This is a genomic window from Streptomyces sp. DT2A-34 (assembly GCF_030499515.1).
In the GTDB taxonomy this organism is placed as follows: domain Bacteria; phylum Actinomycetota; class Actinomycetes; order Streptomycetales; family Streptomycetaceae; genus Streptomyces.
Genome location: NZ_JASTWJ010000001.1, coordinates 9,617,383 through 9,641,915, shown reverse-complemented (window position 1 = coordinate 9,641,915; position 24,533 = coordinate 9,617,383). Strand labels below are relative to the sequence as shown.

The window sequence follows — 24,533 nt, the reverse complement described above, 5'->3', positions numbered from 1 at the left end:
ATCCTGCATCATGACCCGGCGTGCTCGTGCGGCGGGCCCTCTGGGCATGACAACACGGGCGCCGTCGCCGACCTGTCCGGCGTGCCGTCGTTGGGACCCGGCGCCTGTTCACCGCCTCATCTCCGAGCTCACCGCCGAAGTCCACCTCGGCCTCTCCGAAAACGACATGCCGGCCGAGGCTCTCAGCGAACTCAACCAGGCCCTGGATGCCGCAGGTGTCCGCCATACCTGCGAGATCTACCCCGGCACCGTCCACGGCTTCACCATGTCCGACACCGACGCGTTCAGCGCCTCCGGGCTGAAGCGCCACTGGGACCGCCTGCTCTCCCTCCTGGACCGCACCCTGGCCAACAGCTGAGGCTCCGGCCCGGAAACCAAGGCTGAAGTGCAGGGCTCCGGGGTCGTCAACTCGTACGGCAGCCGTGAAGTAGCCGGCGACTGTGTGGTCGCGGCATGCAGGAGGACGCCGGCGCCAGCGGGGCGGCCGCATCCAGCGCCGGCTCACCTACACGAGGTCAGTGGTGGCATCATCCCGTGGCGGGTCGCCGACGCGTCTGGGGCATGCCCCACTTCTCCAGTCCTGTGGTCGACATGGGCGCATTCGGCTTGCGCAGCTCGCCGGGACCGTCGGCCAGTCCCCCTAGCATCTCTCCAAGGGCGGCGTTGATCAGGAATTCCGGACCGACCGCTGCGTCCTGAATGCAACCTGAAGCTGTTGTTGACCAGCGCAAACTATTGCTCGATGCCACCGCGCAGCCGAGCCGGCCCGGCCAGGCCGTGCTGCGTCACCTCTGGCTCACCGAGGCCGAGGCGCACGCGCTCGAGGACCGGCTGCGCGCGATGGCCGCCGAGCCGCATCCGACGGACCCTGAGCCCTGTCCCTCCGGCCGGCCGAGCGGCCGTATCACCGCGCGGCGTCGGCGGCCCGCCGGATCTCGGTGATCGGCTGCTTGATTCTGGCCGACTTGCGGGAGCTGGAGTTGCGGGAGCCCGTTCCGTGGGCCAAGCGCCGTCCCATAACCTCGTGCATGGAGACGGCAGATGCCATGGGTGTCCACTGTGAGGAGGCGATGGTGCTCGGACGGGGCATGAGGTTGCTCGCGGGCGCCATGACCGTGGCCTTGATGGTGCTAGTCGGCCCCAGTGCCCCGAGCGGTGCCCTCTCCGCCGGGCCACTGCCCGTCGACGCCGTCAGGGGTGTCGTACCGAACCGGGTCATGACGTGGAACATCTGCAATCCCTGCGAGGACAGCAACGTAGACCGGGCAGCGGAGATCGCCACGTTTGCGCCCCAGGTCATCGGCCTGCAAGAAGCGTGCGTGGGTGACGTCGAAAGGATCCGGGACTATCTGGAGGCTCTTTACGGGCTCGTTTACCACGTCGAGTACGGGATGGTTCTTCGGAGTTGGGGCCGCTGCGGGGGAGCGCCGTGGAGTCCGGGGGCCTTCGGCCAGGCGGTCCTCTCGGCGGCACCGATGACGGACCACGTCAATGTGGAATACCCCGACGGTGGGTCCGAGGACCGCGGCTACATGGCAGTCACCACCACTGTGGGCGGCCGATCCGTCCGGGTCTTCAACACCCACCTCGCCCAACGGCGGCAAGAGGCAGTCCGAGCAGACCAGACCGCCGTACTCGCCGCGGACGTCGCCCGGTACGACCGCGCCATCGTTCTCGGCGACTTCAACGCCGTGCCGTACGCCCCCGAACTCACCGGGATATGGGCCTTGGCCGCGGACACGGACCCCCAGTGCCGTCCCTCCTCCGCCGGCACCTGCACGCCGACCACCGACTGGCACAGCAAGTTCGACTACGTCTTCCTGCGAGGCATCGCCCCCCTCAGGCACCATGTGCATCCGACCCCATACTCGGACCACCACATGCTGCACACCGACCTGGACCCAGCATGAAGTGGGCCTTTCTGGCCTGACCGGATTGGTCGGCTCGGTTCCGCGTCGCGCCGACCGCTCCGTGAGCCGGTCCCTTGATCTCCGGTCGGCCACGGCGGCCTCCATGCTGTCGACCTCCCACGCCTTCCCTGACGGTTTTGTTGTCGGGAGATTCCGGGAGGCAGATTCCGATCGTGCCCGAAGCCGACACGGGAGCGGAAAAGCAGCCTCTTCTCGCACGTTTGTTATGCGGGCGTGCTCTGCGTGTTTCGTAGCGGTGCCGTCCGTGGTGCGCGACCATACGGACGCCGACACATCACCATCATCGGCATTGCGCGTGGAAACACCGAGACAGAAAGAAGGACGGACGTGTCCGGCAGCGAAAGCGAAAACCCAGCAATCGCCTCCCCCACCCCCACGGCGACTCGGCCCAGGACAAACCGGGACTGGTGGCCGAATCAGCTGGACCTCCAGATTCTCCACCAGCACTCGTCCCGCTCCAATCCGATGGACGAGGACTTCGACTACGCGAGAGAGTTCGCGACCCTCGACCTCGACGCGCTGAAGCGGGACGTATTCGAGGTGATGACGGCGTCGCAGGACTGGTGGCCTGCCGACTACGGCCACTACGGGCCGCTCTTCATTCGGATGAGTTGGCACGCCGCGGGCACGTACCGTGTCGCCGATGGCCGGGGCGGTGGCGGCAGCGGCGCTCAGCGGTTTGCGCCCCTCAACAGTTGGCCGGACAACGCGAGCCTCGACAAGGCGCGCCGTTTGCTCTGGCCGGTCAAGCAGCAGTACGGCCAGAAAATCTCCTGGGCCGACCTTCTGGTCTTCGCCGGCAACTGTGCCATGGAATCCATGGGATTCAAGACGTTCGGGTTCGGCTTCGGGCGAGAAGATATCTGGGAACCCGAGGAAATCTTCTGGGGACCCGAGGACATCTGGCTCGGAGATGAGCGCTACAGCGGCGAGAGGGAACTCGCCCCTCCCTTCGGTGCCGTGCAGATGGGACTGATCTACGTCAATCCGGAGGGGCCCAACGGCAACCCGGATCCGATGGCCGCCGCCCGGGACGTTCGCGAGACATTCGGGCGCATGGCGATGAACGACGAGGAGACGGTCGCGCTCATCGTCGGCGGCCACACGTTCGGCAAGTGTCATGGCGCCGTCGATCCCGCGTACATCGGTCCGGAACCCGAGGCCTGCCCCATCGAGCAGCAGGGCCTCGGCTGGCGGAACACGTACGGCAGCGGCAAGGGCGCCGACACACTCACCAGTGGGCTCGAGGGCGCATGGACCACCGAGCCGACCAGGTGGGACAACGGGTACCTGGACAACCTGTTCCGGTACGACTGGGAGCTGACGACGAGCCCCGCCGGCGCCAAGCAGTGGACTCCCACGGATCCTTCGGCCAAGGACACGGTGCCCGACGCCCATGATCCGTCGAAGAGGCACGCTCCCATGATGCTGACGACGGACCTCGCGCTGAAGCTGGACCCGGTCTACGGCCCGATCACGAAGAGCTTCCACGAGAACCCGGACAGGCTCGCGGAAGCGTTCGCCAAGGCGTGGTACAAGCTGTTGCACCGCGACATGGGACCCGTCACGCGCTACCTCGGCCCCTGGGTTCCCGAGCCGCAGCTGTGGCAGGATCCCGTCCCCGAGGTCGATCACGAACTGGTCGCGGACGAGGACATCGCCGCCCTCAAGAGCAGGATCGTCGCCTCGGGACTGTCCGTCTCCCAGCTGGTCACGACCGCTTGGGCGGCGGCGGCGAGCTTCCGCGGCACCGACAAGCGTGGCGGAGCCAATGGGGCTCGGATCCGCCTCGCGCCTCAAAAGGACTGGGAGGTCAACAACCTGCCCGAGGTGGCCGAGGTGTTGCAGAAGCTGGAGCGGATCCAGCAGGACTTCAACCTCTCCCATGCCGGCGGAACGAAGGTCTCGCTCGCCGACCTGATCGTCCTGGGCGGGTGCACGGCCGTCGAGCAAGCCGCGAAGAACGCCGGGTACGACATCACGGTTCCCTTCGCACCGGGGCGCACGGACACCTCGCAGGAACAGACCGACGTGGAGTCGTTCGCCGTGCTCGAACCCAGGGCCGACGGGTTCCGCAACTACCTCCGGGCGGGAGAGAAGCTGTCGCCGGAGACCCTCCTGCTGGACCGCGCCAACCTGTTGACGCTGACCGCTCCCGAGATGACGGTGCTGATCGGCGGCATGCGGGCCCTGAACACCGGCTTCAAGCGATCCCCACACGGCGTGTTCACACACCGGCCCGAGACACTGACCAACGACTTCTTCGTCAACCTGCTCGACATGGGCACGGAGTGGAAGGCGTCGGCCTCGGACGAGAACGTATTCGAAGGCCGCGATCGCGCTACGGGCGAGCCCAAGTGGACCGCCACCGCGGTCGACCTCATCTTCGGTTCGCACTCCCAGCTCCGAGCCGTCTCGGAGGTCTACGCGTCCCAGGACGCGGGAGACAAGTTCGTACGGGACTTCGTGGCCGCGTGGGACAAGGTGATGAACCTCGACCGGTTCGACCTCACCTGAACGAACCCGATGTCCCGGCAGGGGAAGTGACGCGGATCGCTCAGAGCTCCGCAGCGCTCCTGTGGTGGGCACGCGTACTCCACCCACAGCACGCGTGCCCGCCCCCGGCGTGTCGCGCCCTCGCGGCGCCGACGGCGGTCTCGAGCGCCAGCGCGACCAGCAGCAGCCCGAAAGGTTGGACGGGCCTCAGATCACCGAGGGGAGGTCATCGGCACTTTCGCCCGGTGTTGATGCACTGGACCATCCGGTTCATCAGGCTCTCGTCGAACACGTTGATGAAGTCACCGTGGTCCGTGATCGGCTTGTGCATCTGCTCCGGGAAACCGTCCACCGCGTAGAACGGGCTGGACTGTCCGTTGTCGTCGAGGCTGGGCGCGTCCACGTCGTAGACCAGACGCTGGACCAGTTGGGGAATGGCCTTGAAGCCGTTCGGGCAGTTGCCGGTCCTCGGGTCGGTGAAAGCGACGTGTGAGCGGTGGTTGGCGCTGTCGGTGCTCCGGCCGTCCCAGCAGCTCTGGAACCTGGACGTACGGACCAGGCTGCTGCCTTCGGGGCAGACCGGGTACTTGTCCGTCAGCTGCCGGTTCTCGAAGCCGGTGCAGCTCCATGACGCGTTGGCGTTCGCGGTGCCGTTGGTGAATGCTTTGGCGTCGCCGGTGATGATCCGCAGGAACTTGGGCATCGCCACGACCTTGCCACGCGGGTTGCCGACGAAGTTCAGGGTGACCTGCGACGCGGTCAGAATCCGGCCGGTGTTGCCCTCCGCGCCGCCGCCGGGCTGCTGGGCGTCGAACTCCTGGGTGCCGTCCTGCAGGCGGAGCACCGGCCAGTAATACGTGGACTTGTCGTTTTGGTTGCGGCAGCTGGTGTCGGCGGCGGCGAATTCCTCGTTGGTGGTGAACGCGTCGTTGTCCTGGTTGCCGACGTAGTCGTGCGTGTGGTGCGCGCCGTTGGACACACCGGGGGCGACGATGATGTTGTCGGTGTTGTACAGCTTGTTGTCGTTGACGCCGCACTGTGTGGTGAAGATGCCCCGGGATGCGCCGCGCGTCTTGCGGGGGTTCTGCACATTGGGCTGGACGGTGGTGATGTCCACGAAGTCGGCGGCCACTGGGCCGTTGCCGCCCTGTCCGCCTTGTTCACCATTACCGTCTTGTCCGCTGCTGCCTCCCTGGCCCGTGTCCGGCTGATTGCCGGTGGCGCGCAGCGTACAGGCGGCGAGGGCTTCGAGGCCCTGCGGCCTGCTGCCCGACCTGCCTATGGCGATCGCGATCCGGTCGATGGTCGCGACCCGCTTGTCCTTCAGCGGACCCATGATCGCGTTGTCGGCGAAGTTGCCGTCCTGCTGTATGGCTTTGGCCGAACCCCGCAGCCGCTGGTACGCGTCGGCCACCTGCTTGTCGAGAAGCGCGAGTTCCTTGTCGACCTGTGGCCTTGCCTGGTCGGGGACCGAGGTCAGTGCGGCCCCGACATCCGGGCAGCTGATGGTGGCGGCTCCGGTCGCCAGGGCTTGGTCTGCCCGCTCTTGGGAGGCGCGTTTGGTCGAGTTGCTGTTTCCGCTCTCGCCGGCGGAGGCATACACGTTGACCGCTATCAGCCCTCCTGCGCCCAGAGCCAGACCTGCCGCCGCTGCGACGGCCCGATGTGTTGTCTTCGATCGCTTGCGCGTGTTGCGTCGCATGGGATTCCTCCGAGGTGGTCGCTCCCGGTGGGGATTTCAGGGGACGAATGGCCGGCAGTGACCAGAGTTACTGGTGGGATCAGCGTGCGAGGGGGGCTTCGGGGGCGTGTCATGCCTCGGTAAGAACTTGGAGCGCCGGACTCGTGGGCCTTGCCGGCTCAGGGGTGGCGGGCCGGAGCCGGAATCGGGCGCGCCGAGCAACAGCCGCGGCCGGTTGGGAGGTCCCGCAGCGGGCGATCAGCCGACCGCCCCGCGCACTCCAGCGGTTCCGACTCCAGGAAGGTGCGCACTTCGATGGCGAGGTTGCGCATGTCTTCACCGGGGGCGTGATCGGTCGTCGCCTCGAAGCACAGCCTGATTGCTCGCGGACTCCTCCCGCCCACGCGGACAGCCGAACCCGTTTCGTGGTCCCCCGTCACGGGCGCAGGTTATGGGCACGGAAGCCGCCATGACCAGGCAATTGTCCCGCTTGCTGAATCGTCTTGGGTCGGGCTGCCGTCGTCAGCCGTGTGGGTGCCCCGTGACCACGTCCCGACGCCCCCCACGCACGAAGGGCCGGACGCGCGTGCCGCGCCCGGCCCTCGAGATCCTCATCTCAGCGTGCGTCGGCGGGCTTCAGCGTTTGCCAGGCGGCGTCGAACACCTTGGTAAAGGTCCGCAGCTTCGGGTCGTCGCCGGCCAGGCCGGCGCGGTCGGTGCGGGTGCGCTCCCAGTACCGACGTCCCTCCTCGCCGGCCAGAAGCGCCGTGGCGTGTGCGCGGAGCTGCTGCTGGGACAGGGCACCGATGCGCCACCGGAGTTCCCAGGCGGTCAACTGCGCCTCGAAGAACAGATGCCGGCGCGCCTCTCCGGGCTCCGAGCCGGTGAGCTGCGGCCCGGCCGCGGCCCTGGCCAGGTCCGGGTCGCCCGCCGCGGCCTTCAGGAGGTCCACCTGCGCCTGCAGCACGGTGGCCCGCAGCGTCTCCCGGTGCTGCTCTCGGAGCTGCACCACGCCCATCAGCAGAACGGCCACCACAGCGGCCAGCAGCAGAGCGAACAGGATCGGCACGGCAACTCCCCCCAGAGCAACAACAGTCGGCGCTGATGCTCCATCGCGCCCGCACCGGCAGCAAGGTCGGCCTCGCTTCCTTCCCTGAATCCTCACAACCGCATGCGCCGACCAGGGGTGCACAGGCCGGTGAGTTCATTTGCCGGCCGCTGCAAGACGTCGTCTCGATCGGTGACGCGTGGCGCAACGCGACCGCTCCGGCTGGCCCTGGGCGCCGAGTTGCGCCGCCGATGGCTGCGCGGGCGCGGCGTCGCTCACCCACCGCTCGCGGGTACTTCGACACTCCCTGGCCCTGACACGACCGGTTCCGTTCCCGGAGCGAACGTTCGTGACCGGGCCGAGCAGCGTCAGCAGCTGCCTCTGAGCTTGTTCTTCGGGGTCCTGGACCTTGAAGAACAAGCTCAGGGTGGTGCTGCGGCGATCCCAGTGAGTCAGACGATCGGCTCGAGGGGCTCGATCTCCGGGAGCTCCGGCAGGGTGGGAAGGCTGGGGTACCCCGGGTAACTGCTCTCGCTCACGACGTATGTGCAGTTGGTGTACGTGTATCCGGGATCGATGCTCATTCCGTCGGCCTTGTTCGTCACGTCCTCCGCGTCTTCGTCGGCGTACTTGATGAGGGTGTGGTAGTTGCCGGCGGGCAGGTTGAGGTAGCTGGTCGGGTAGTCGATGCCGCTGTTCGAGCAGGCGGCGCTCTCGGCGTTCGACTCGCTGGAGTACTCGGTGCACTCGGCGCACGCCGGGAGGTAGACGCTGCCGGTGACGGGGCCGGTGTAGAGGAACTCGACTGCGGTCGGGGCGTCGTTGCTGATCTCCATGGGCATCTTGGAGCCGCCCGGGCCACGGGACGGCGGCAGCTTCCGGCCCGCCTCGGGTCGTTCCTCGGCGATCTCCGCGGCGATGGCGATCTGCCGGGCGCGCTTGGCGTTCTTGTTGTCCTCGTACTTGTCGGCGAAGTCGTTGAGTGTCTCGGCCGCCGCGCCGAACTTGGCGTCCTCGAACTCGTCCACCCCGCAGGCGTAGGCGCCGGACTCCACCGCGTTGACGGCGTCCGTGCGCAGCCCGTCACCGGGGCTGCCCGCGGGCAGGTCGACCATGGTCCGGCTGATGGCCTGCAATTCCTCGCTGGCAGGGCAGGGGTCGTCGCCCTTCAGGGCCTTGGACCGCTTGGCGATCTCCGCGCTGACAGCCGGTTCGACCTTGGCGGCCTGCGCCGAGTCCGGGAACGTACGCAGGAGGTCGGCCAGTGCACCGCCGTTCGCCTTCGATTCGGACACGGCGTCGGAGCCGAGGTTCGTGATGCCGCACTCGTAGAGCGAGGTGGCCAGGGGCTCCTCGGGCCACTCGGCGAGGGAGCCGAGCCGCATGGCGCCTGTGGTGTCGGGCACGTTCCACAGATAGCGCAGGGGTTCCAGGGCCTCGCAGTACTCCTTCTCGCGGTACGGCGCGGCAACAGTGTCGTAGAACCGGTCGAGGCGGTCGGGGATGCGCTGGGCGGCCCGGCTCCCGGGGTGGTCGTCGCTGAGCTCACGGTAGGCCTTCAGTGCCCGCTCGTAGTCCTTCTTGGCCTCGGCGAAGCCGTCCCGCTGCGAGGCGGCGGTGACCAGCCGGTCCGTCTCGGCGAGCCGGTCGAGCAGCATCCGCTGGTACGCCTCTTCCCGCGCCGCCTCGTACCCCACCGCCCCACCGGCCGGCACGGCGAGCAGCACGAGCCCGAGCCCGGCGGCGACCGTCGACCGCCACGGCAACGTCAGCCGCGCACGGCGTGCCAGCCACGCCCCGTGGACCGCGGCCGACACCAGAACGAGGACGTACGCCCACACCGCCCCGTCCGGCAGCCCGTCGGGGTCTGCGGGCAGCGCGGCCACCAGCAGCCAGCCGGTCGCGATCCAGCACAGGACGGCCTGCGGCCAGCGCCGCAGGAGCACGTACCCGAGCCCGAGCCCGCCGAGGTTGAACAGGCCGGCCGCCGCGGCCCGCCACGGGTCCGCCGGCACGGCGTCGTCGGGCTCCTCCGGCAGCGTGTAGGCCAACCACTCGGAGCTCGGCGGCTCTACGGCCGGCGCACCATCGGGCAGCGGGGGCGGGGGCGGGAACGACGGCGGGGGCTCGGGCGGCGTGGATTCAGGTCCACCCGGCTGCTCTCCCGTGCCACCGACACCCGACGGCTCTTCGGACCGACGCATACCGACTCACTCCCCCAACTGCCGTACCTACAGGACAACTTGCTCCTTCGCAGGTGCCCTATGTTCCGGCAGGCGGCTGGGGAGGGGTCCCGGACCTACGGAAGAAGATCAGCAACGCGACCGGGCCGCGGGCCGTGTGAGTCGGAACGGCGTGAGTTCGCTGGTCTGCCGGGCGGACCCGCCCCCGACGCGGACGATCGCGAGGCGCGGCGGCGCCTCTCGGCCAGGGCACGACGGTGATGGCGGTGTCGGCGACCGGGGACGATCACCAACCGGCTCCGCCGCGCCGCCGGGCCCCCGCCCCCTTGGGTACCCCCCACCCGCGCCGTTCGCTGGTCCTGCCAGAGCGCCCCATTGGATGCGCCTCCGATCCCGAGCGCGCAAGGCCGTCGGGTGCGCCCGGCAGCGCGGGCGCCGGGCGCACTGGGGATCACCCGCTCGATCACGTTCCGCACGTAGCCGCCCGCCGACGCACCGACTTGCCGTCGGAGCGTCCGAAGATCACGGCGAACGGACGTGGTCAGGAGCCAAACCGACACGGCACCCCGAGCACCGGGCGATGGCGTCTTCAGCCGGGGTCCCTCAGCATGCGGCGAAGAGGCGCCCCGCCCCCCCCCCCCAAGGAATTCAAGGACGACGAGCTGACCGACCGCGCGGCAGCCCTGACCTACTACGGCATCCTGTCGCTGTTCCCCGCGCTGTTGGTGCTGGTCTCCCTGCTGGGCATCGCCGGGCAGTCGGCCACGAGGACGGTTCTGGACAACGTCCAGCAGCTCACGCCGGGGGCCGCGCGCGACGTGATCCGGAACGCGGTGCAGCAGTTGCAGGGCAACGCCGGCATCGGGTCGGTCATGGCGATCGTCGGCCTGGCCCTGGCCGTGTGGTCGGCGTCCGGCTATGTGGCCGCGTTCATCCGCACCTCCAACGCCGTCTACGACGTGCCGGAAGGCCGCCCGGTGTGGAAAGTGCTGCCGCTGCGGCTCGCCCTCACCGTCGTGCTGATGGTCCTCGCGGTGGTCAGCGCCCTGATCGTGGTCTTCACCGGCCCCCTGGCCCGCCGTGCCGGCGACGTGCTCGGACTCGGCGACACGGCGGTGACCGTGTGGTCGATCGCGAAGTGGCCGGTCCTGGTGGTCCTGGTCACCCTCATGATCGCGATCCTGTACTGGGCCGGCCCCAACGCGAAGATCCGCGGCTTCAAGTGGATCACCCCGGGCAGCTTCCTGGCCCTCGTGATCTGGATGATCGCCTCCGGCGGGTTCGCGTTCTACGTGGCGAACTTCGCCTCGTACAACAAGACCTACGGCACCTTCGCCGGGGTGATCGTCTTCCTGGTGTGGCTGTGGATCACCAACCTGGCGATCCTGCTGGGCCTGGAGTTCGACGCCGAGACCGCCCGGCAGCGCGCGATCGCCGGCGGGTACCCGCCGCAGGAGGAGCCGTACGTCGAACCGCGTGATACCCGCAAGTGGGACGGTGAAGACCGGCGCCGCCTCGAGTGAACACGGGTGGTCATCGCGGCCGCGAGCGTCGTGGTCGCAGGCTCCTGGGTCCCGGCAGGACCGTCGGACACGAGGACGAGCGCCTGCCACAGCACAGCACTGATGACCAGTGACGGTCAGTGACGACGAGCAAGAAGGAGTGACGACGTACATGAGCACGCTCACCGCATGGGAACGGGCTCTCGAGCGCGTAGAGGGGGCTCTGGTGGCGCAGATCTTCCCCAGGGAGCCGGTCGAACTGGTGGGGGCGCTGCGGCGTGAATGCGACAACAACGCCGTGGTGTGCAGTCAGAGGCGGGTGGTGGTCCCGAACGCGTACGACGTGGAACTCGCCGAACACGTCCATGACGAACTCGATCCCGACGAGGGCCAGGTGGCGCAGGTTCTCACCGACAAGCTGGCACGACACGGCGAGCACAAGGGCTACGAATGGGCCGGACCGCTGACCGTGCACGTCACCAAATCCCGCGACGTCCCCAACGGCCGTTACCGCGTGACGAGCACCGTGATGGCCAACATCAGCGCCGGCGGTTTCCGGACCTCGGACCGCTGAGCCGTCCCCGGGATGAAGCGCAGATCTTGCGTGTGGACTGCTCTCCTCTGGATACGTGCAGTTCATGAGGTTGATGGCGGGGTTGCATGAAGCCGATCGAGCCGTGACACAGCAGGCGGGCTCCCGCATTCCGGCCCGGGTCGGCCAGGTGCTCTCCTTGGTGGAGGAGACCGCGGAGAGCGCGAAGCTGTGGTGTGGCGCGGCCGCACTGATGGCCACGCTCGGCGGGTGGCGGGGCCGTAAGGCGGCAACCGCGGGCATGGCGGCGCTCACGCTGGCGCAGCTGGTCTCCAACGGCCTGGGCAAGCGGTTCGCCGACCGACCCAGGCCACCGAAGGAGTGGTTTCCGCACGACGAGGTCGATGACCGCCCCAGCTCCCCGTCCTTTCCCTCGGGCCACACCGCGGCCGCGGTGGCCTTCACGGCGGCCGTCGCGCCCACGTGGCCGGCCGTCGGTATCGCGTGTGCGGTGCCGACGGGCCTGGTGGCCGTCGAGCGGATACAGTCGGGCGCCCACTACGCCGGCGACGTTGCCGCCGGCGCCGTCACCGGCCTGCTCAGCGCCTGGCTCACCCGGCGCGCCCCGCACCTGCTGCTGCGGCGCTGGCTGTAGCAGCAGCTCTCCTTGCGACTGTCGTCGCCACCGGAAACCCGGACCGGGCCCGCGGTTGCTTCACCGTAGGCCAGTCGCCCTTTATCAGCGTGGAGTACGGAGTGCTCCAGAAACTGCCGTAGCTGGGTGCCCGGTTGGTCCGGGCGGCGGGGGGGGTGAGCCGCAAGTCGTCCTCATCGACGGGCCGGCAGGTATCGGAAAGACCTCGCTCGTGCGGTGTTTCCTCGCCGGTCTCGCCGGTCTCGCCGGTCTCGCCGGTCTCGCCGAGGATCACTGCATTTTGCGGGCGAGCGGGGACCGTCCGCCTGGACGGTTACGCCGCGACCGTCGTCTCCAACTCCACAGTGGAAGCGCGGAAGTCCGGCCGGATCGTCCTTACGGACATGAAGCCCCGCCCCGCCTTCTACGCCACCTGAGGCATCTCGTAAGGATCACCCTCGACCCGTACATGTTCCGTCCCCCGCTCATGGCCGACATGGTGCGCGCGCACGGTCGCGAACTCGGCTGCCTTCATGCTGCCGTGCACAAGTGGCGATCCAACCGCGTTGGATCACGGCCCGCATCCCCTTGAACATGTCCCTCGGGACCACGTCGCCACAGAGGTCGGCCATGGTGGCGTCGAAGGCCATGTCGGCTTCCGGGAAAACCTCGTCGGCGCAGGCCCGCATGGCCTCCAACCGTGCGAGCAACAGTTCGCCCCCCTCGTCGTCGATCGTTTCGGAGCCAGCCCCGCCACCAGCACCTCCAGCTCGGCCCGGGGACGCAGCAGGTCCTTGGAATCGCGCTCTCCACCACGGCATCCGAGGCGAAACTGCGGGGAACACTCCCCCTGGGTCTCGGACCGGCGCAGATGCTGGTGGCGCTCCTGGCGATCCTCATCCTGCTCTCCGTCGCCGCCGGTATGGTGGCGCCCTGCTGCTCGGACTGGTAGGCAGGTGAGCGAAGGTGGCCGGCTATCCGCGAAGCCGCCTCCTCTGCTCAACTCGCGGCTGAAGCCGTATGCGAAATGCAAGGTCGTCTCGCCGACGCGCTCTCAGCCCTCACTGAGGTTTTCTCAACGAAATGATCTCGTGAGGTGACTCGGCCCAGGGGATCCCGCGAGCCGCGATGAGTCCTGCGGCGTCCGGAGTCGTACTGTCGAACCCGTTACCGAGGAGGACTTTCGATGCGCAGCGTGACCTATTCGATGAGCGTCTCACTTGACGGCTACATCGTCGGGCCGGACGGCAGGTTCGACTGGACGGCGCCCGATGAGGAGGTCTTTCGCTTCTGGATCGACGAGATTCGACAGGTCGGCGTCCACCTGTTGGGACGACGGCTGTACGAGACGATGCTGTACTGGGAGACCGCCGACCAGGATCCCTCGCTCGACGACTCAATGCTTGAGTGGACCGCGCTCTGGAATCCGCTCCCAAAGGTGGTGTTCTCCACCACGCTGTCGACAGTGCAGGGCAATGCCCGCCTGGCCTCCGGCGACCTGGCGGAGGAGATCGAGCGGTTGCGAGCCGAGCCGGGGGAGGGCGAGATCGCGATCGGCGGCGCGACTCTCGCCGCCGACGCGGCCGCGTTGGGTCTGATCGACGAGTACCGGGTCATGGTCTACCCGGTACTGGTCGGCGGTGGCATTCCGTTCTTTCCCGAACGCGAGCGCCGGGTGGATCTCGAACTCGTCGAGACCCGCACCTTCAGCTCAAGATTCGTCTACCTCCACTACCGCGTGGCGCGTTAGCCGGATCGTACGCCGAGCCGGGAGGGGGCGGCGGCCACACTCAGCAGCGCTCCCGCGGGTAGCGGCGACCCCGTGAAGCTCGGGCAGCAGGCCCAGAAATCGACATCCGCATGATCATCGAGGCCGCGCCTGTGCTGTTTCCGCGGTCCGCCAACAAACGTGACGCCACGTCACGTACGAACCGGATCAATCGCAATCACGCAGAGCCCCCGGCCCGCCACCCCGACGGCTCCACCTGGACTCCCGCGCCCAATTCCGCATTCAACAGCCAAGCCACCGGCCCCGTTTTCGTCGGCTGGCCGACCGGGTTACGCTGGACATGTTCGAGGGAACAGGGGACAGATGGTCGATCTCGGAGGTCACCATGGATGTCGCCGTGGGAACGTTCAACCTCAACAATCTCTTTTCACGGTTCAACTTCCAGGCAGAGATATCGGCGGTCCATCCGGTTGATGCCGAGGGACAGCTGACCTCCAGCTATGTCTTCGACGACCCCGAGAGCGCGCGGATCCGTAGGTACAAAGGCAAGCTGGTCAAGGGAATAGCTCCCGAGGAACAGAAGGTGCTCGCCCGACGGATCAACGAAATGGACCTGGACATACTGGCCGTGCAGGAAGTCGAGGACATCGACACCCTGCGCTTTTTCGTTACTCAGCACCTTGGCGGCGCCTACCCGCATCTCTCGTTGATCGAGGGCAATGATCCCCGCCTGATCGATGTTGCCGTCCTGTCCAAATTCCCGGTAGGGGCGGTGACCTCCTGGCAACACGCGGCCCATCCGGACGTGCCCGGTGAACGCGTCTTCAGCCGGGACCTGCTGGAAGTGCACATACTGGATCCCCGTGACCCCGGCAAGGATTTGCTGACCGTTTTCAACAACCATCTCAAGAGCCAGTTCGTCGACCGGAACACCGACCCCGAGGAGGGCAAGCGCCTCGCCGACGAGCGACGCACCCGCCAGGCCAACATCATCGTCCGGATCATCGGCGAACGGACCCGCCCCGATGGGCGCTACATCGTGCTGGGCGACATGAACGACACTCCTGACGCACCGACGCTCGCCAAACTGGCCGAGCCGACACGCCAGTTGAGGCTGACGGAGGCGCTCGCACATCCGGAGGAGACCCGGGAACCCAAGCCCGACAATCCTCCGCCGCCTGCCTCGGGGTCGTGGACCCATCGGTTCAAGGACACCGGACAGCCCGCCAAGTACGAGTTGTTCGACCAGATCTGGCTCAGCGAGAGCCTCACGACGCGGCACAAGAGCTCCCACATCGACCGACGTACCAGGCATGGCGGTGACGGATCGGATCACGATCCCGCCTGGGTGGTCCTCGATCTCTAGCCTCTTTCCCCTTTTCTCTTTCCCCTTTCCATACCGGCTTCGTTCCGGCTTGCGTACCGGCGGAGGGAAGACTCATGCCTTTGAAGAACTACGGCGTGCTGGCATGCAAGGTCGTCGACCGGCGCCGTGAAGGGGCGCCCGACGACACCCCGCATTACCAGCTGCACCTCACCGACGGCAGGGGCACTCACTACCGCGGTGCGGTCAACGTCCTGTCCCAGCAGGCTCCCTCCGAGCTGCTGTTCCTGGCCATCGACGATTTCCGGCATCCCGTGACCGCACAGCTTCCCCCGGCGGGGAGTGGCTGGACCGAGCTGCGGTCCCGGCCGGGCACGGCGAGCCTGGACTTCATCCGCGGCAATCTCTTCGCCCCGGAATCGATGCGCGAGCTGCCTCCTGATGTGGCCGGCCCCGACAACGACCTCGCCGACAGGCTGGACCACTACATCGAGCGTGCCCTCGGCGATCCCACGGCCGCCCTGTACCTCTTCGGCGAGCGATGGGGGCCGGAACGCAACAAGCGCGACAAGGTGTTCGGCTTCGAGCCCGGCAATGGTGTGCACGAGATCCATATGAACCAGGGCAGCGTAGGGCGTTTCCGTCCGAGCAACGGAGTCTGGCAGGACGGCGCACTGATACTCCACTTCCCCGCCGAATCACGCTGGGTGGCCGTGTTCCTGGCCTTCCAGTCCCAGGCCTGGCACACCGACGAACAGACCGGCCACGGCATCGAGACAGCACTTGCCCGGCCCGTCCAGCGCGAGGCCGAAGTACGCATCCTGGCCGCCATGGTCAACCCCAAGGGCCCGGCACCCGAGCGGGAGACGGTGACCCTCATCAACGCCTCACCCGAATCCATCGACCTCAACGGCTGGCAACTGGCCGACGAGAACGATCACATGCTCCCGCTGCCCGCGGAGCACGTCCCCGCAGGCGAGACGGTGGTCGTCCAGGGCGGCAACGGCTTCGCCCTCGGCAACCGAGGTGGGGCGATCACCCTGCTCGACCCTTCCGGGCTCAAGGTCCACGGTGTGTCGTACACGGAAACCGAGGCGCGTCGCGAGGGGTGGACGGTGTCCTTCTGACCGAGTCCTTCTGAGATGCCACGTCCGGAACAACACGGATGGTCGTCTCAGAACTCCCGTGCCTTCCCCGGCTTCCTGGGCGCGGCCGCCGTTGGCGGGGCGTGCCGGTATTCGGTTCCGCACTTCCTTGCCGAGCCGCTTGATCCGGCGGCGCATGGCGCGGCGGTTCACAGATGGGTGTTCTCCCACTCGCCGGGCTGGTCGTAGATCTTCTGCAGCAATTCGGCGAAGGTATCGCTCTCCAGGAGGAGGGCGTTGTACTGCAGCGGGATCCGCTTGTCGTTGATCACCGCGGTGGGTGTACCGGGGCCTTCGGGTTCCTTGGCTCCCCCGGCCTTCTCGTAGGCCTTCTGGGAGGCGGTGACGAAGGCCCGGTACTTCATGGATCTCACGGCCGCGTCGAACTTCGGGCTGCGCAGGCCCTCCACTTTGTCGGCCAGTCGAAGCAGGTAGGCCTCGGTGTAGCCGTCGACGCTCTCCTCGGGCTGGTTGGCGTAGAGCACCTCGTGGTACTCCACGAACTTGCCTTCCTCCAGCGCGGCGCGTAGCGCGTTGACCGCGTTCTTCGACCCGGTGCCGCCGACCCGGTCGTCCAGGAAGGAGGCGAGGGTGTACTCGGCTCTGGCCCAGCGGTCGAGCATCGCCTCCCGCAGTTGCGGACCGCCCCCGGTGGTCTCGAACTGCTCGCAGTACGGACAGCGGGGATCCTCGTAAAGGTGCACCTTCACCGGCGCGTCGGGATCGCCGACCGTGATGGTGATGCCGTCCGCACCGAGCCGTTCCGGCAGCTCCTCAGCGCTCGCGAAGTCAGGCCCGTGCTCCGCCGCTCGCTGCCCGCACCCCGCCACCACCAGCACCGCGGCCGTGCACAAGACAACCCACCGCCCCCCACGCACCATGCGTCATCTCCTCCCCTTGAGAACAGCGCGACTGTAGATCATCCGTACGACAACCGCGTAGTGCGATTCCGCACCCTGCAGCCACTGTGCCGCTCCCGGCGTCGCGGAGCCCGGCACGCGCTCCCCTCCCCCATAGGCGACACCCCCGGCCGCGTTGTCGTCACTCGCCGACTCCCTCCTCCGCCTCGCGGCTGCACGCACCAGACCACAGCCGCGGCCTGATCCAAACGACAGGGCCTGGCGACGAGGACGGTGACGGTGACGGTGGGTGAAGGCCGTCACCGCCAGGATGGTCAGGACGACCACTCCCGCCGTCTCGACGTACAGGGTCGGGCGGACCAGCTCCGCGTCGATGTACTCGTTGAATCCGAACAGGCCCGCGGTGAGGCTCAGGAACAGTGCGCCCAGCGTGCCGGCCGTGAACAGCGCGGTGACGGCGGCGACCGGGCCGAGCCCGCGCACGGGCATGACCAGCAGCGCCAGGGCGAGCAGGATGCCGACGACGCCGTTGAGCAGGAAGAGCGGCCCGATGGTGGCGAGGTCCCGGTAGCCCTCGGCCCACAGGCGCAGATGGATGGCGGCCATCGCCGCCGTCAGCCCGGCGCCGGCCAGGCGCAGGACGAGCCTCGCGGCCGCTCCGTCAGTAGCCATTGCCCGGAGAGGTGTCGTTGTTGTCGGACGGTGCCGGGGCTCCGCCGACGGTGATGTCCGTCTTCATGCCGAGGTCCTTGTGTCCGTCGACCGGGCAGTAGACCTCGTACGAGCCGGACTTCAGCGTCACCGTGAGGGTCGTGGACCGACCCGGCTCAAGCGTCTTGCTGCGGTTCTCGCCGCCGGGGCCCTCGATCTCCAGGGCGTGGTCGTGCGAGCCCGTGTTCTTCGCGGTGAAGGTGTACTCACCGGGCTGGAACTTCTCCGTCGAGAGCTTGATGCGGAAGTCGGACAGCTCCGCCGTGACCTGGGTGCCGGTGCCGGTGCCGGTGCCGTCGCTGGTGCTGTCATCGTTACTGCTGCTGCCGTTGCCGCCGCCTCCACAGGCGGCGAGCAGGGCGGTCAGGCCGCCGGCGGCCACGCCGAGGAGCACGCGGCGGCGGATGTGCGGGGTGGTCATGAGTCGGTCCTCCGGATCGTCCCCCCGCAAGGGGTACGACGCTGCCGGGCCGAAGGATTGCGGCCGCTGGATCGCGCGGGCGGAGAATGGACGTAAGGCAATCCCTTCCGGGCAATCCCTTCCGGGCGGCGGAACGTATCCCTGGTATGTGGCGCATGGGCCTCTCCCTCGGGCGGGTCCCCGATGAGGCACTGCTCACCGGTCTGACGACGGGCGATCCGGAGCTCGCCGTCGCGTTCGTGCGCCGCTTCCAGCGCACGGTCTTCGGCGTGGCCCTCGCCGTCCTCGGCGACCCCCAGCTCGCCGAGGACGTCGCCCAGCAGACCTTCGAGCGGGCCTGGCGGCACGCGCAGGTGTACGACCCCCGGCGCGGCTCCGTACGGTCCTGGCTGACGGCGATCGCGCACAACCTCGCGATCGACGCGGTGCGGGCCCGGCGGGCGAGCCCGGTCGATCCGGAGGACCTGGACGCGCTGCTCGGCATCGTGACCGAGACGCCCGAGCGGCGGGCGCTCGCTGACGACAGCGCGGAGCGGGTCCGGCGCGCGGTGGCGGAGCTGCCCCGGGAGCAGGCGCGGGCCCTGGTGATGGCCGGGATCTACGGGATGACGGCGCGGGAGGTGGCCGACGCGGAGGACGTTCCGCTGGGCACGGCGAAGACCCGGATCCGGACCGGGACGCTCAAGGTACGTGCCCTGCTTGAAGCGGCGGAGAAGCGGTGAGCGGCATGGAGTGCGAGCGGCTGCGGGAGCTGGACGCCGAGCTGGCGCTCGGGGTCCTGCCTGCCCGCGAGCGCGCCGATGCGGTCGCCCATCTGGACCGCTGCCCGGACTGCCGGGAGCACGTCGAGCGGCTGACGGTGGTCGGCGACGGTCTGCTCGCGCTGCTGCCGGGCGCCGAGCCGCCGGTCGGTTTCGAGAGCCGGGTCGTACGGGCTCTGGGCGCGGCGCCCGCGCCGAAGCGGCGTAGGCACCGGCTACGGCTGGCGGCGGCCGCCGTGGCCGCGGCCCTGGCCTGCGGTTTCGGCGGATGGACGATCGGCACGGTGGTCGAGGCCGGGCCACCGCCGGTCTCACAGCGGACGGACGGCGGCCTACGGGAGGCGGCCTTGGTCTCCGACGGCCACGAGGTGGGCCGTATCTACGCTCATGCCGGTGACGAGGGCTGGGTGTACATGTCCGTCGACCTGGACGGGAACGGCCGTGGCCCGGTGCGCTGTCTGCTCGTACACGCCGACGGATCGACGGTCCCGATGGGTTCCTTCCCGCTCAAGGACGGCTACGGATACTGGGGCGGGCCGGCCGCGACCGACCCGACGACACTGACCGGCGCCCGCCTGATGGCCCCGGACGGAACCGTCCTGGCCACGGCGAGCTTCTCCACGAGCTAGTTTCGCTGGTCCCAGCAGGCCGTTGATGTCCCGTTGACGTTTGCTGTCCCAGCGGGCCCGGACGGGCTGCCGCTACTGGACCGAGAACGGCCGAACCACAGTGTCGGCGTCAACGCATCAGCGAACGCAGCGCCGACACGCTGAGGCCCGCGGTCTCGGATCCTGTGACGGCCGTCCGGGGATGGCGGGGATGGTTCAACGCGGCTCCCTTGGTTGCGGGAGAGGAACGGGTAAGTGGGCGCCTGGGTGGCCGGCACGGACCGTCCGGCTGGTCGTCGGGCACATCCCACGGGAGCCGTCTGCGGGCGAGGGCTCCCCGGACGGCAACGCCGGCTGGGACATGACCGAGGGCCATCCTGAGTCGGCGGATGCTGTGCGCAGGGGTGTTGCCCGCTACCGGCTCCCCCACCCGCCCCTGTGGGGAAGCCGGGTTCGGGGAAGTATCGCTTTCGCGGCCGGGAAGGGCGGGCCACGTCCGATGGTCTGGACCAGGTACGCGAACTCGGCGCCACACTGGTGTGCTTCGCCCCTGAGAGGCAACGCGTCTGGGCGGAGAAGGAGTACACGGACTCCCCCGTTCCCGTCGTGGTGGTGGGGTCGCCGACGGATCTCTGCGTTCGCCGACGCACGGCACTTCGTCGAGGAGTTCGACCCGACGCTCGTCGTGCCCTTCGCTCCCGACCACTGCAACGGCTTCTTCTACGAGCTGATGCCGCCGTTCTGCGTCGGATACACCGCCTACGCGGCCGGCGACTACGCCACACAGTCCGGGCCGCTGGACGTTCCCACCGAGCAGGCGGAGGCACTGGCCCAGCATGTGCTCGACCAGGACATCGACATGGCGATCTCCCGCCGTATGGAGATCGACCACGGCGCCGTACAACCACTGGAGATCCTCTTCGGCGGCATCGACGCCCGGCCGGTCATCCCGGTCTTCGTCAACGGTGTGGCCCGCCCCTTCTCCATGCGCCGCATCCGCCGCATGGGAGAAGCGGTCGGCAGCCACCTGCGCACCCTGTCCGAGCGCGTCCTTGCATCGGTTCCGGCGGCCTGTCACATGACCCACCAGTGCCGCAGTGGGCCACGGCGCCCCCGGCACAGCGGGACATGCTGCTGAACGGCCGCCACCCCACAGCCGCGGCCCGCGACGCCCGCCAGCAGCGGGTGATCAACGCCGCCCGGCAGTTCGCGCGTGGAGAGGCGGACACCAGGATCTCAACCCGGAGTGGGACGAGCGGTTCCTCGACACCTGTGCCTCGGGCGAACTGAGCCGATGCGACGCGCTCACTCCCGAGTCGATGGCTGCCGGCGCGGGCAACTCGGCGCACGAGGTGCGCACTTGGCTCGCCGCGCTCGCCGCGCTGAGCACCGCCGGTCCTGACGAGGTCACCTCGCGCTTCTACCGCCCCATCCCCGAGTACATCGCCGGATTCGGGGGGATGACGGCACGCTTACCTCAGAACTGAGGGGCCCCGGCCGGGGTGTGAGACGGGCTGCGGATCGCTCGGCGCCGGACGCGGCGCCCAGCGCGGGACCCGGCATGACAAGCTGTGCTGACATTGCCCGAACCCAGGAAGGTCACCATGACTACAGAGTCTCCATGGCAAGAAGGTTCGGAGCCGGCCGAGTCCGAGAGCCCTGCCCTGGCGCCCGACGAGGACGGCCAGTATGACCTGAAGGGCAAGTTCCGGGAGGCCCTGGCGCGCAAGCGCGCCAAGCAGGAGGAGGCCGCGGCGGACCTGTCCGCGAACACCGACGCGTCGAAGATTCGAGGCGCGCACGGACCGGCTGCCAGTCAGCGGTCGTTCCGGCGAAAGAGCGGCGGCTGAGTTTGCTCCTTCGGTTCCTCCCGCGGCCAGCGGGAGGAACACCTTCCGGGCTGACGCGTGGTGCCCACGGCAGCCCATGGCAGGCGAGTCCTCCGACCGCTACGGTCCGGTCCGGCTGGTCGGCAGTCTCAGGCTCGGCACGGACACGGCGAGGCGGCTACGGTACGACCGCCGGGCTCGTGCACCACTGCGCGGACCGCCACGATTCCGGGCTCCGTCTGGCCCGAGTTCACCGCGTAGCCAGTGCGGCGTACTGCCGCACACCTTCGCCATACCTCCCCCTTGCCAGGTGAGGAGGAAGCGAGCAGGTCACCCACCACGCCAGAGATCATGTACGGGACAGCGGACCGAGTTGGCCGCGCGACTTGGCGAGCAGGATGCCGAGATCCTGGTTGTTCGTATGGCTCTGGACGTAGCGGTAAGCCCCGAGCTTCTTGACGAGCTCGGTGGCAAGGGGACCGTGTTGGTTCAGCCAGTAATCGTAGAAATCGGCCTTCGACAGGTCGGGCCGACGGTGGGGGGCGGCAACGAGTTCGACTGGAACGACCGACCTCTCGGACGCTAGCGCCGCCCCGGGGGCGTGGAACGCCCCCCATGGCGCTGATGCCAGCCATGCTCTCGATCGACATCACATCCCTACCTGTATGTAGTGTTCACTCCAGTTGGAACGGGTGCTACACGACAAGAGGGCCGTTCAACGGCGGTAAAGCGCTCGGCACGAAACGGATAGGCGCAAACATGACCAGGCCGCCGCGTCGAAGCCCGCCGTGAGGTGTGATCACGGTCGCGACGCTGTAGCCGAACCATGCGATCAGCCCGATGGCCTCGGCCAAGGTGATCCACTGGCCGCGATGCCGATGCAGGTGACCGTGAGAGCGCCGGCCGCCTTGCCGGACCGCCCCGCCCGCAGGGCCTCGACGAGCGCCCCGGGCCGGATCGGCGCGGACGTGCACATATGTGCCTGTGCGTCAGGCTCGCGGCGACCGCGCCGTGGCACGCGCACTGGAGATGGTCGACACCCTGATCCGTGACCGGAGGATCGCTCGACGCACGCATGTTGCTGCCCTGGTTCGACCGGCACCCCGAATCGCTCTGCCGGCTGGTGAACATGTTCGGCATCACCGGGACGACGGTCCATGTGACCGAGCAGACCCTCACCCGGCGACTGGCACTCGCCGCCACCCGCTCCGTCGGGCGTGCGGGGCCCGGCTGGCACCTGTATGTGACGGACCCGGCCGGTCGGCTGCTGCCGCCCGGGGTGGCGGGTGACATCTGCGTCGGCGGCGCCGGGGTCGCGCTCGGCTACTTCGGTCAGGAGGAACTGACCGCCAGGCGCTTCGTTCCCGCTCCTTCACCGACGGCACCACGTACCGCAGCGGCGACCTGGGACGCCTCCGCCCGGACGGCCGCCTCGAACACCTCGGGCGGATCGACAGCCAGGTCGAGATCCGCGGCTTCCGGATCGAGCTGGAGGAGATCCGCGCGGTCCTGCTGGAGGACCCGCATGTGCGGACGGCAGCCATAGCGGTCCGTCGCGACGACCCGGCCGACACCGCCACGGCCCACACGGCACGGCGCCCACCGCTCCCGCCCGGGACGCCGATCCGGTCACCGCCGGCAACGACCTCACCGATCAGTTGCGGGACATCTGGAGCGAGGTGCTGGGCGTCCCGGTCGGCCTGGAGGACGACTTCCTCGAACTGGGCGGCAACTCCCTGTTCGCCGTCCGCGTCGGCGCCGCACTGCGGGCACGCGGCCGTGAGCCTCGCGTCCTCGGACAGCTGAGCCCGCTGCGGCGCAACTCCGGGTCGATGAGCCCCAGAGGCCCGAGTTCTACGGAGCGTAGTCAGCACCAAGTCAGCACGGGAGCAGGCATAGTGGCCGCGCGCATAGCTCGCCGCAGAACTATGTTGTCCCACCATATGTGCCCCTGACGTGCGCGTTCCTACGGCGCGCGAACTCAGCCCTCCACGCCGACGGCTCCCCGGTCCTGTGCCTCGGAGCACCTCAGCGCGAGGGCCGCGATGTCGTCGTCGAGCCTTCCGCCGCTGTGCTGAAGCAGATCCCGGTGCAGCTGGTCGAGCAGCTCGCGGGGCTGCTCCAGACTCTGCCGCCGCATCCAGTCCGGCAGCGGGAAGAACGCGCCGGTGTGATCCCGGGCCTCCGATACGCCGTCCGTGTACAGCAGCAACTGGTCACCCGGGGCGAAGGGAACCGTCTCGACCCAGTAGCGGGCACCGATGAGCGCTGCGAGGTTGAGGGGCGGGGAGGGGACGGCCGGCTCCAGGACCCGGACCTTCCCGCCATGCGCGATCAACGGCGAGGGGTGCCCGCAGTTGAGAAGTCGTACGTGGCCGCCGCCGTGCGGGATCTCGGCGAGGAGAGCAGTGGCGAAGTGCTCGGGCTGGTCATGGGCGGGAAACGCAGCGCTGTGGCGCGTGACCGTGGTCTCCAGGCGGTGGACGATGCCCCGCAGGTCGGGCTCGTCGTACGCGGCCTCCCTGAAGCAGCTGATCACCGCCGAGGCCGCCCCCACTGCGGACAGGCCCTTGCCCCGTACGTCGCCTATGAGCAGCCGGACCCCGTGCGGTGTACCGATCGCCTCATAGAAGTCGCCGCCGATCCGGGCCTGTTCTTGGGCCGCCAGATAGAGCGACTCGATCTCGACGTCCTCGATGCGGCGCGGCAGCGGGCGCAGCAGCACCTGCTGGGCTGCGTCGGCGACGAGCCGGACCTGGAAGAGTATTTCCTCTCGCTGAAGTCGGACGTGACTCCCGTAGGCGGCCGCCAAGGTGACCGCGACGATCGCGGCTGCCGTGTACTGCGTCCCCAGATCGGTGTAGAAGAAGCTGAGGACGATCATGATCAGCATGCAGAACGTCCCCAGCAGGATCGTGGGGAGTACGGGCCACATCGCGGCGGCAAGGGCGGGTGCGGCGGGCAGAAGGCGGCTGACGGCGATCTCCCTGGGTGTGGAGAACGCCAGACCGGCGATGAGGACGGTCAGGACCACGGGTGACAGCCGGACAGCTTCCCATCGGCCGCTGTAGGCGGGACGACGGCGCCACAGCCGCGCAGACATGATCACAAAATGCATCATATCGACCTAAGTAGACA

24 protein-coding genes and 1 pseudogene are annotated in these 24,533 nt (G+C 68.5%); 16 read left to right on the top strand and 9 right to left on the bottom strand.

From position 1 onward, the window contains the following. Positions 1-115 precede the first annotated feature (115 nt). Positions 116-358, top strand: a pseudogene (locus QQM39_RS43020) (dienelactone hydrolase family protein); the annotation flags it as partial. A gap of 546 nt (positions 359-904) precedes the next feature. Here QQM39_RS43020 and QQM39_RS43015 read toward each other — a convergent pair. After that, the gene (locus tag QQM39_RS43015; protein WP_302002994.1) at positions 905-1,048 is read right to left on the bottom strand and encodes a hypothetical protein; all 144 of its coding nucleotides are present in this window, start codon (positions 1,046-1,048) and stop codon (positions 905-907) included. Between the two features lie 22 nt (positions 1,049-1,070). On the opposite strand from QQM39_RS43015, the gene QQM39_RS43010 reads away from it, so the two are divergent. Continuing rightward, positions 1,071-1,910 (top strand): endonuclease/exonuclease/phosphatase family protein, encoded by an 840-nt coding sequence (locus QQM39_RS43010; protein ID WP_302003920.1) that lies wholly within the window; start codon positions 1,071-1,073, stop codon positions 1,908-1,910. Positions 1,911-2,258: 348 nt separating this feature from the next. Further along, on the top strand, positions 2,259-4,448 hold the full coding sequence (gene katG, locus QQM39_RS43005; RefSeq protein ID WP_302002993.1) for a catalase/peroxidase HPI: 2,190 nt from the start codon (positions 2,259-2,261) through the stop codon (positions 4,446-4,448). Between the two features lie 205 nt (positions 4,449-4,653). Here katG and QQM39_RS43000 read toward each other — a convergent pair whose 3' ends face one another. From QQM39_RS43000 to QQM39_RS42990, 3 genes are all read right to left on the bottom strand, one after another. Further along, positions 4,654-6,129: a DUF1996 domain-containing protein gene (locus QQM39_RS43000; protein WP_302002992.1), complete on the bottom strand. Its 1,476-nt coding sequence runs from the start codon at positions 6,127-6,129 to the stop codon at positions 4,654-4,656. Positions 6,130-6,724: 595 nt separating this feature from the next. Continuing rightward, positions 6,725-7,177 carry a DUF6082 family protein gene (locus QQM39_RS42995; RefSeq protein ID WP_302002991.1) on the bottom strand — a complete coding sequence of 151 codons (453 nt, stop codon included), beginning with the start codon at positions 7,175-7,177 and terminating at the stop codon, positions 6,725-6,727. Between the two features lie 431 nt (positions 7,178-7,608). Continuing rightward, on the bottom strand, positions 7,609-9,360 hold the full coding sequence (locus QQM39_RS42990; RefSeq protein ID WP_302002990.1) for a hypothetical protein: 1,752 nt from the start codon (positions 9,358-9,360) through the stop codon (positions 7,609-7,611). A 587-nt stretch (positions 9,361-9,947) separates the two neighbouring features. On the opposite strand from QQM39_RS42990, the gene QQM39_RS42985 reads away from it, so the two are divergent. The 6 genes from QQM39_RS42985 (at position 9,948) to QQM39_RS42960 (ending at position 16,187) form a co-directional block, all read left to right on the top strand. Further along, entirely contained in the window at positions 9,948-10,862 is a 915-nt protein-coding gene (locus QQM39_RS42985) for a YihY/virulence factor BrkB family protein (RefSeq protein ID WP_302002989.1), read from the top strand. A 151-nt stretch (positions 10,863-11,013) separates the two neighbouring features. Beyond that, complete coding sequence (locus QQM39_RS42980; protein ID WP_302002988.1) at positions 11,014-11,415, top strand: DUF3662 domain-containing protein; 402 nt, start codon at positions 11,014-11,016, stop codon at positions 11,413-11,415. Between the two features lie 103 nt (positions 11,416-11,518). Next, positions 11,519-12,028 (top strand): phosphatase PAP2 family protein, encoded by a 510-nt coding sequence (locus QQM39_RS42975; RefSeq protein ID WP_367669680.1) that lies wholly within the window; start codon positions 11,519-11,521, stop codon positions 12,026-12,028. 1,165 nt (positions 12,029-13,193) lie between these two features. After that, positions 13,194-13,757, top strand: a complete 564-nt coding sequence (locus QQM39_RS42970; protein ID WP_302002986.1) for a dihydrofolate reductase family protein — start codon at positions 13,194-13,196, stop codon at positions 13,755-13,757. Between the two features lie 364 nt (positions 13,758-14,121). Beyond that, entirely contained in the window at positions 14,122-15,102 is a 981-nt protein-coding gene (locus QQM39_RS42965; protein WP_302002985.1) for an endonuclease/exonuclease/phosphatase family protein, read from the top strand. A gap of 74 nt (positions 15,103-15,176) precedes the next feature. After that, positions 15,177-16,187, top strand: coding sequence for a DUF2278 family protein (locus QQM39_RS42960; RefSeq protein ID WP_302002984.1), 1,011 nt, complete (start codon positions 15,177-15,179; stop codon positions 16,185-16,187). Positions 16,188-16,354: 167 nt separating this feature from the next. On the opposite strand, the gene QQM39_RS42955 is transcribed toward QQM39_RS42960, so the two are convergent. The 3 genes from QQM39_RS42955 to QQM39_RS42945 are packed head-to-tail and all read right to left on the bottom strand — an operon-like array spanning position 16,355 to position 18,197. Next, entirely contained in the window at positions 16,355-17,086 is a 732-nt protein-coding gene (locus tag QQM39_RS42955) for a thioredoxin domain-containing protein (RefSeq protein ID WP_302002983.1), read from the bottom strand. Positions 17,087-17,089: 3 nt separating this feature from the next. Continuing rightward, positions 17,090-17,737, bottom strand: a complete 648-nt coding sequence (locus QQM39_RS42950; protein WP_302002982.1) for a hypothetical protein — start codon at positions 17,735-17,737, stop codon at positions 17,090-17,092. After that, positions 17,727-18,197, bottom strand: coding sequence for a copper-binding protein (locus QQM39_RS42945; RefSeq protein ID WP_302002981.1), 471 nt, complete (start codon positions 18,195-18,197; stop codon positions 17,727-17,729). The genes QQM39_RS42950 and QQM39_RS42945 overlap by 11 nt, the downstream gene beginning before the upstream one ends. A gap of 146 nt (positions 18,198-18,343) precedes the next feature. Between QQM39_RS42945 and QQM39_RS42940 the strand changes: the two genes are divergently transcribed. The 5 genes from QQM39_RS42940 to QQM39_RS42920 all read left to right on the top strand — a co-directional run bounded on the left by QQM39_RS42940 (position 18,344) and on the right by QQM39_RS42920 (position 21,416). After that, positions 18,344-18,919, top strand: coding sequence for an RNA polymerase sigma factor (locus QQM39_RS42940; protein WP_302002980.1), 576 nt, complete (start codon positions 18,344-18,346; stop codon positions 18,917-18,919). Positions 18,920-18,924: 5 nt separating this feature from the next. After that, positions 18,925-19,587 (top strand): anti-sigma factor, encoded by a 663-nt coding sequence (locus QQM39_RS42935; RefSeq protein ID WP_302003919.1) that lies wholly within the window; start codon positions 18,925-18,927, stop codon positions 19,585-19,587. A 664-nt stretch (positions 19,588-20,251) separates the two neighbouring features. Then, positions 20,252-20,704, top strand: a complete 453-nt coding sequence (locus QQM39_RS42930; RefSeq protein ID WP_302002978.1) for a hypothetical protein — start codon at positions 20,252-20,254, stop codon at positions 20,702-20,704. Then, positions 20,664-21,053 carry a hypothetical protein gene (locus QQM39_RS42925; RefSeq protein WP_302002977.1) on the top strand — a complete coding sequence of 130 codons (390 nt, stop codon included), beginning with the start codon at positions 20,664-20,666 and terminating at the stop codon, positions 21,051-21,053. Before QQM39_RS42930 ends, QQM39_RS42925 begins: the two co-directional genes overlap by 41 nt. 117 nt (positions 21,054-21,170) lie before the next feature. Next, positions 21,171-21,416 carry a DUF5302 domain-containing protein gene (locus QQM39_RS42920; protein ID WP_302002976.1) on the top strand — a complete coding sequence of 82 codons (246 nt, stop codon included), beginning with the start codon at positions 21,171-21,173 and terminating at the stop codon, positions 21,414-21,416. Between the two features lie 328 nt (positions 21,417-21,744). On the opposite strand, the gene QQM39_RS46400 is transcribed toward QQM39_RS42920, so the two are convergent. Then, a complete protein-coding gene (locus tag QQM39_RS46400; protein WP_367669710.1) occupies positions 21,745-21,918 on the bottom strand; it encodes an EthD domain-containing protein in 174 nt (57 codons plus the stop codon). A 525-nt stretch (positions 21,919-22,443) separates the two neighbouring features. Between QQM39_RS46400 and QQM39_RS46395 the strand changes: the two genes are divergently transcribed. Together QQM39_RS46395 and QQM39_RS46390 are read left to right on the top strand one after the other, a co-directional pair. Then, complete coding sequence (locus QQM39_RS46395; RefSeq protein ID WP_367669679.1) at positions 22,444-22,941, top strand: AMP-binding protein; 498 nt, start codon at positions 22,444-22,446, stop codon at positions 22,939-22,941. 112 nt (positions 22,942-23,053) lie between these two features. Then, positions 23,054-23,350, top strand: coding sequence for a phosphopantetheine-binding protein (locus QQM39_RS46390; protein ID WP_367669678.1), 297 nt, complete (start codon positions 23,054-23,056; stop codon positions 23,348-23,350). A 26-nt stretch (positions 23,351-23,376) separates the two neighbouring features. Here the strand turns inward: QQM39_RS46390 and QQM39_RS42910 are convergent, their stop codons facing one another. Next, a complete protein-coding gene (locus QQM39_RS42910) occupies positions 23,377-24,498 on the bottom strand; it encodes a PP2C family protein-serine/threonine phosphatase (protein WP_302002975.1) in 1,122 nt (373 codons plus the stop codon). Positions 24,499-24,533: the final 35 nt, after the last annotated feature.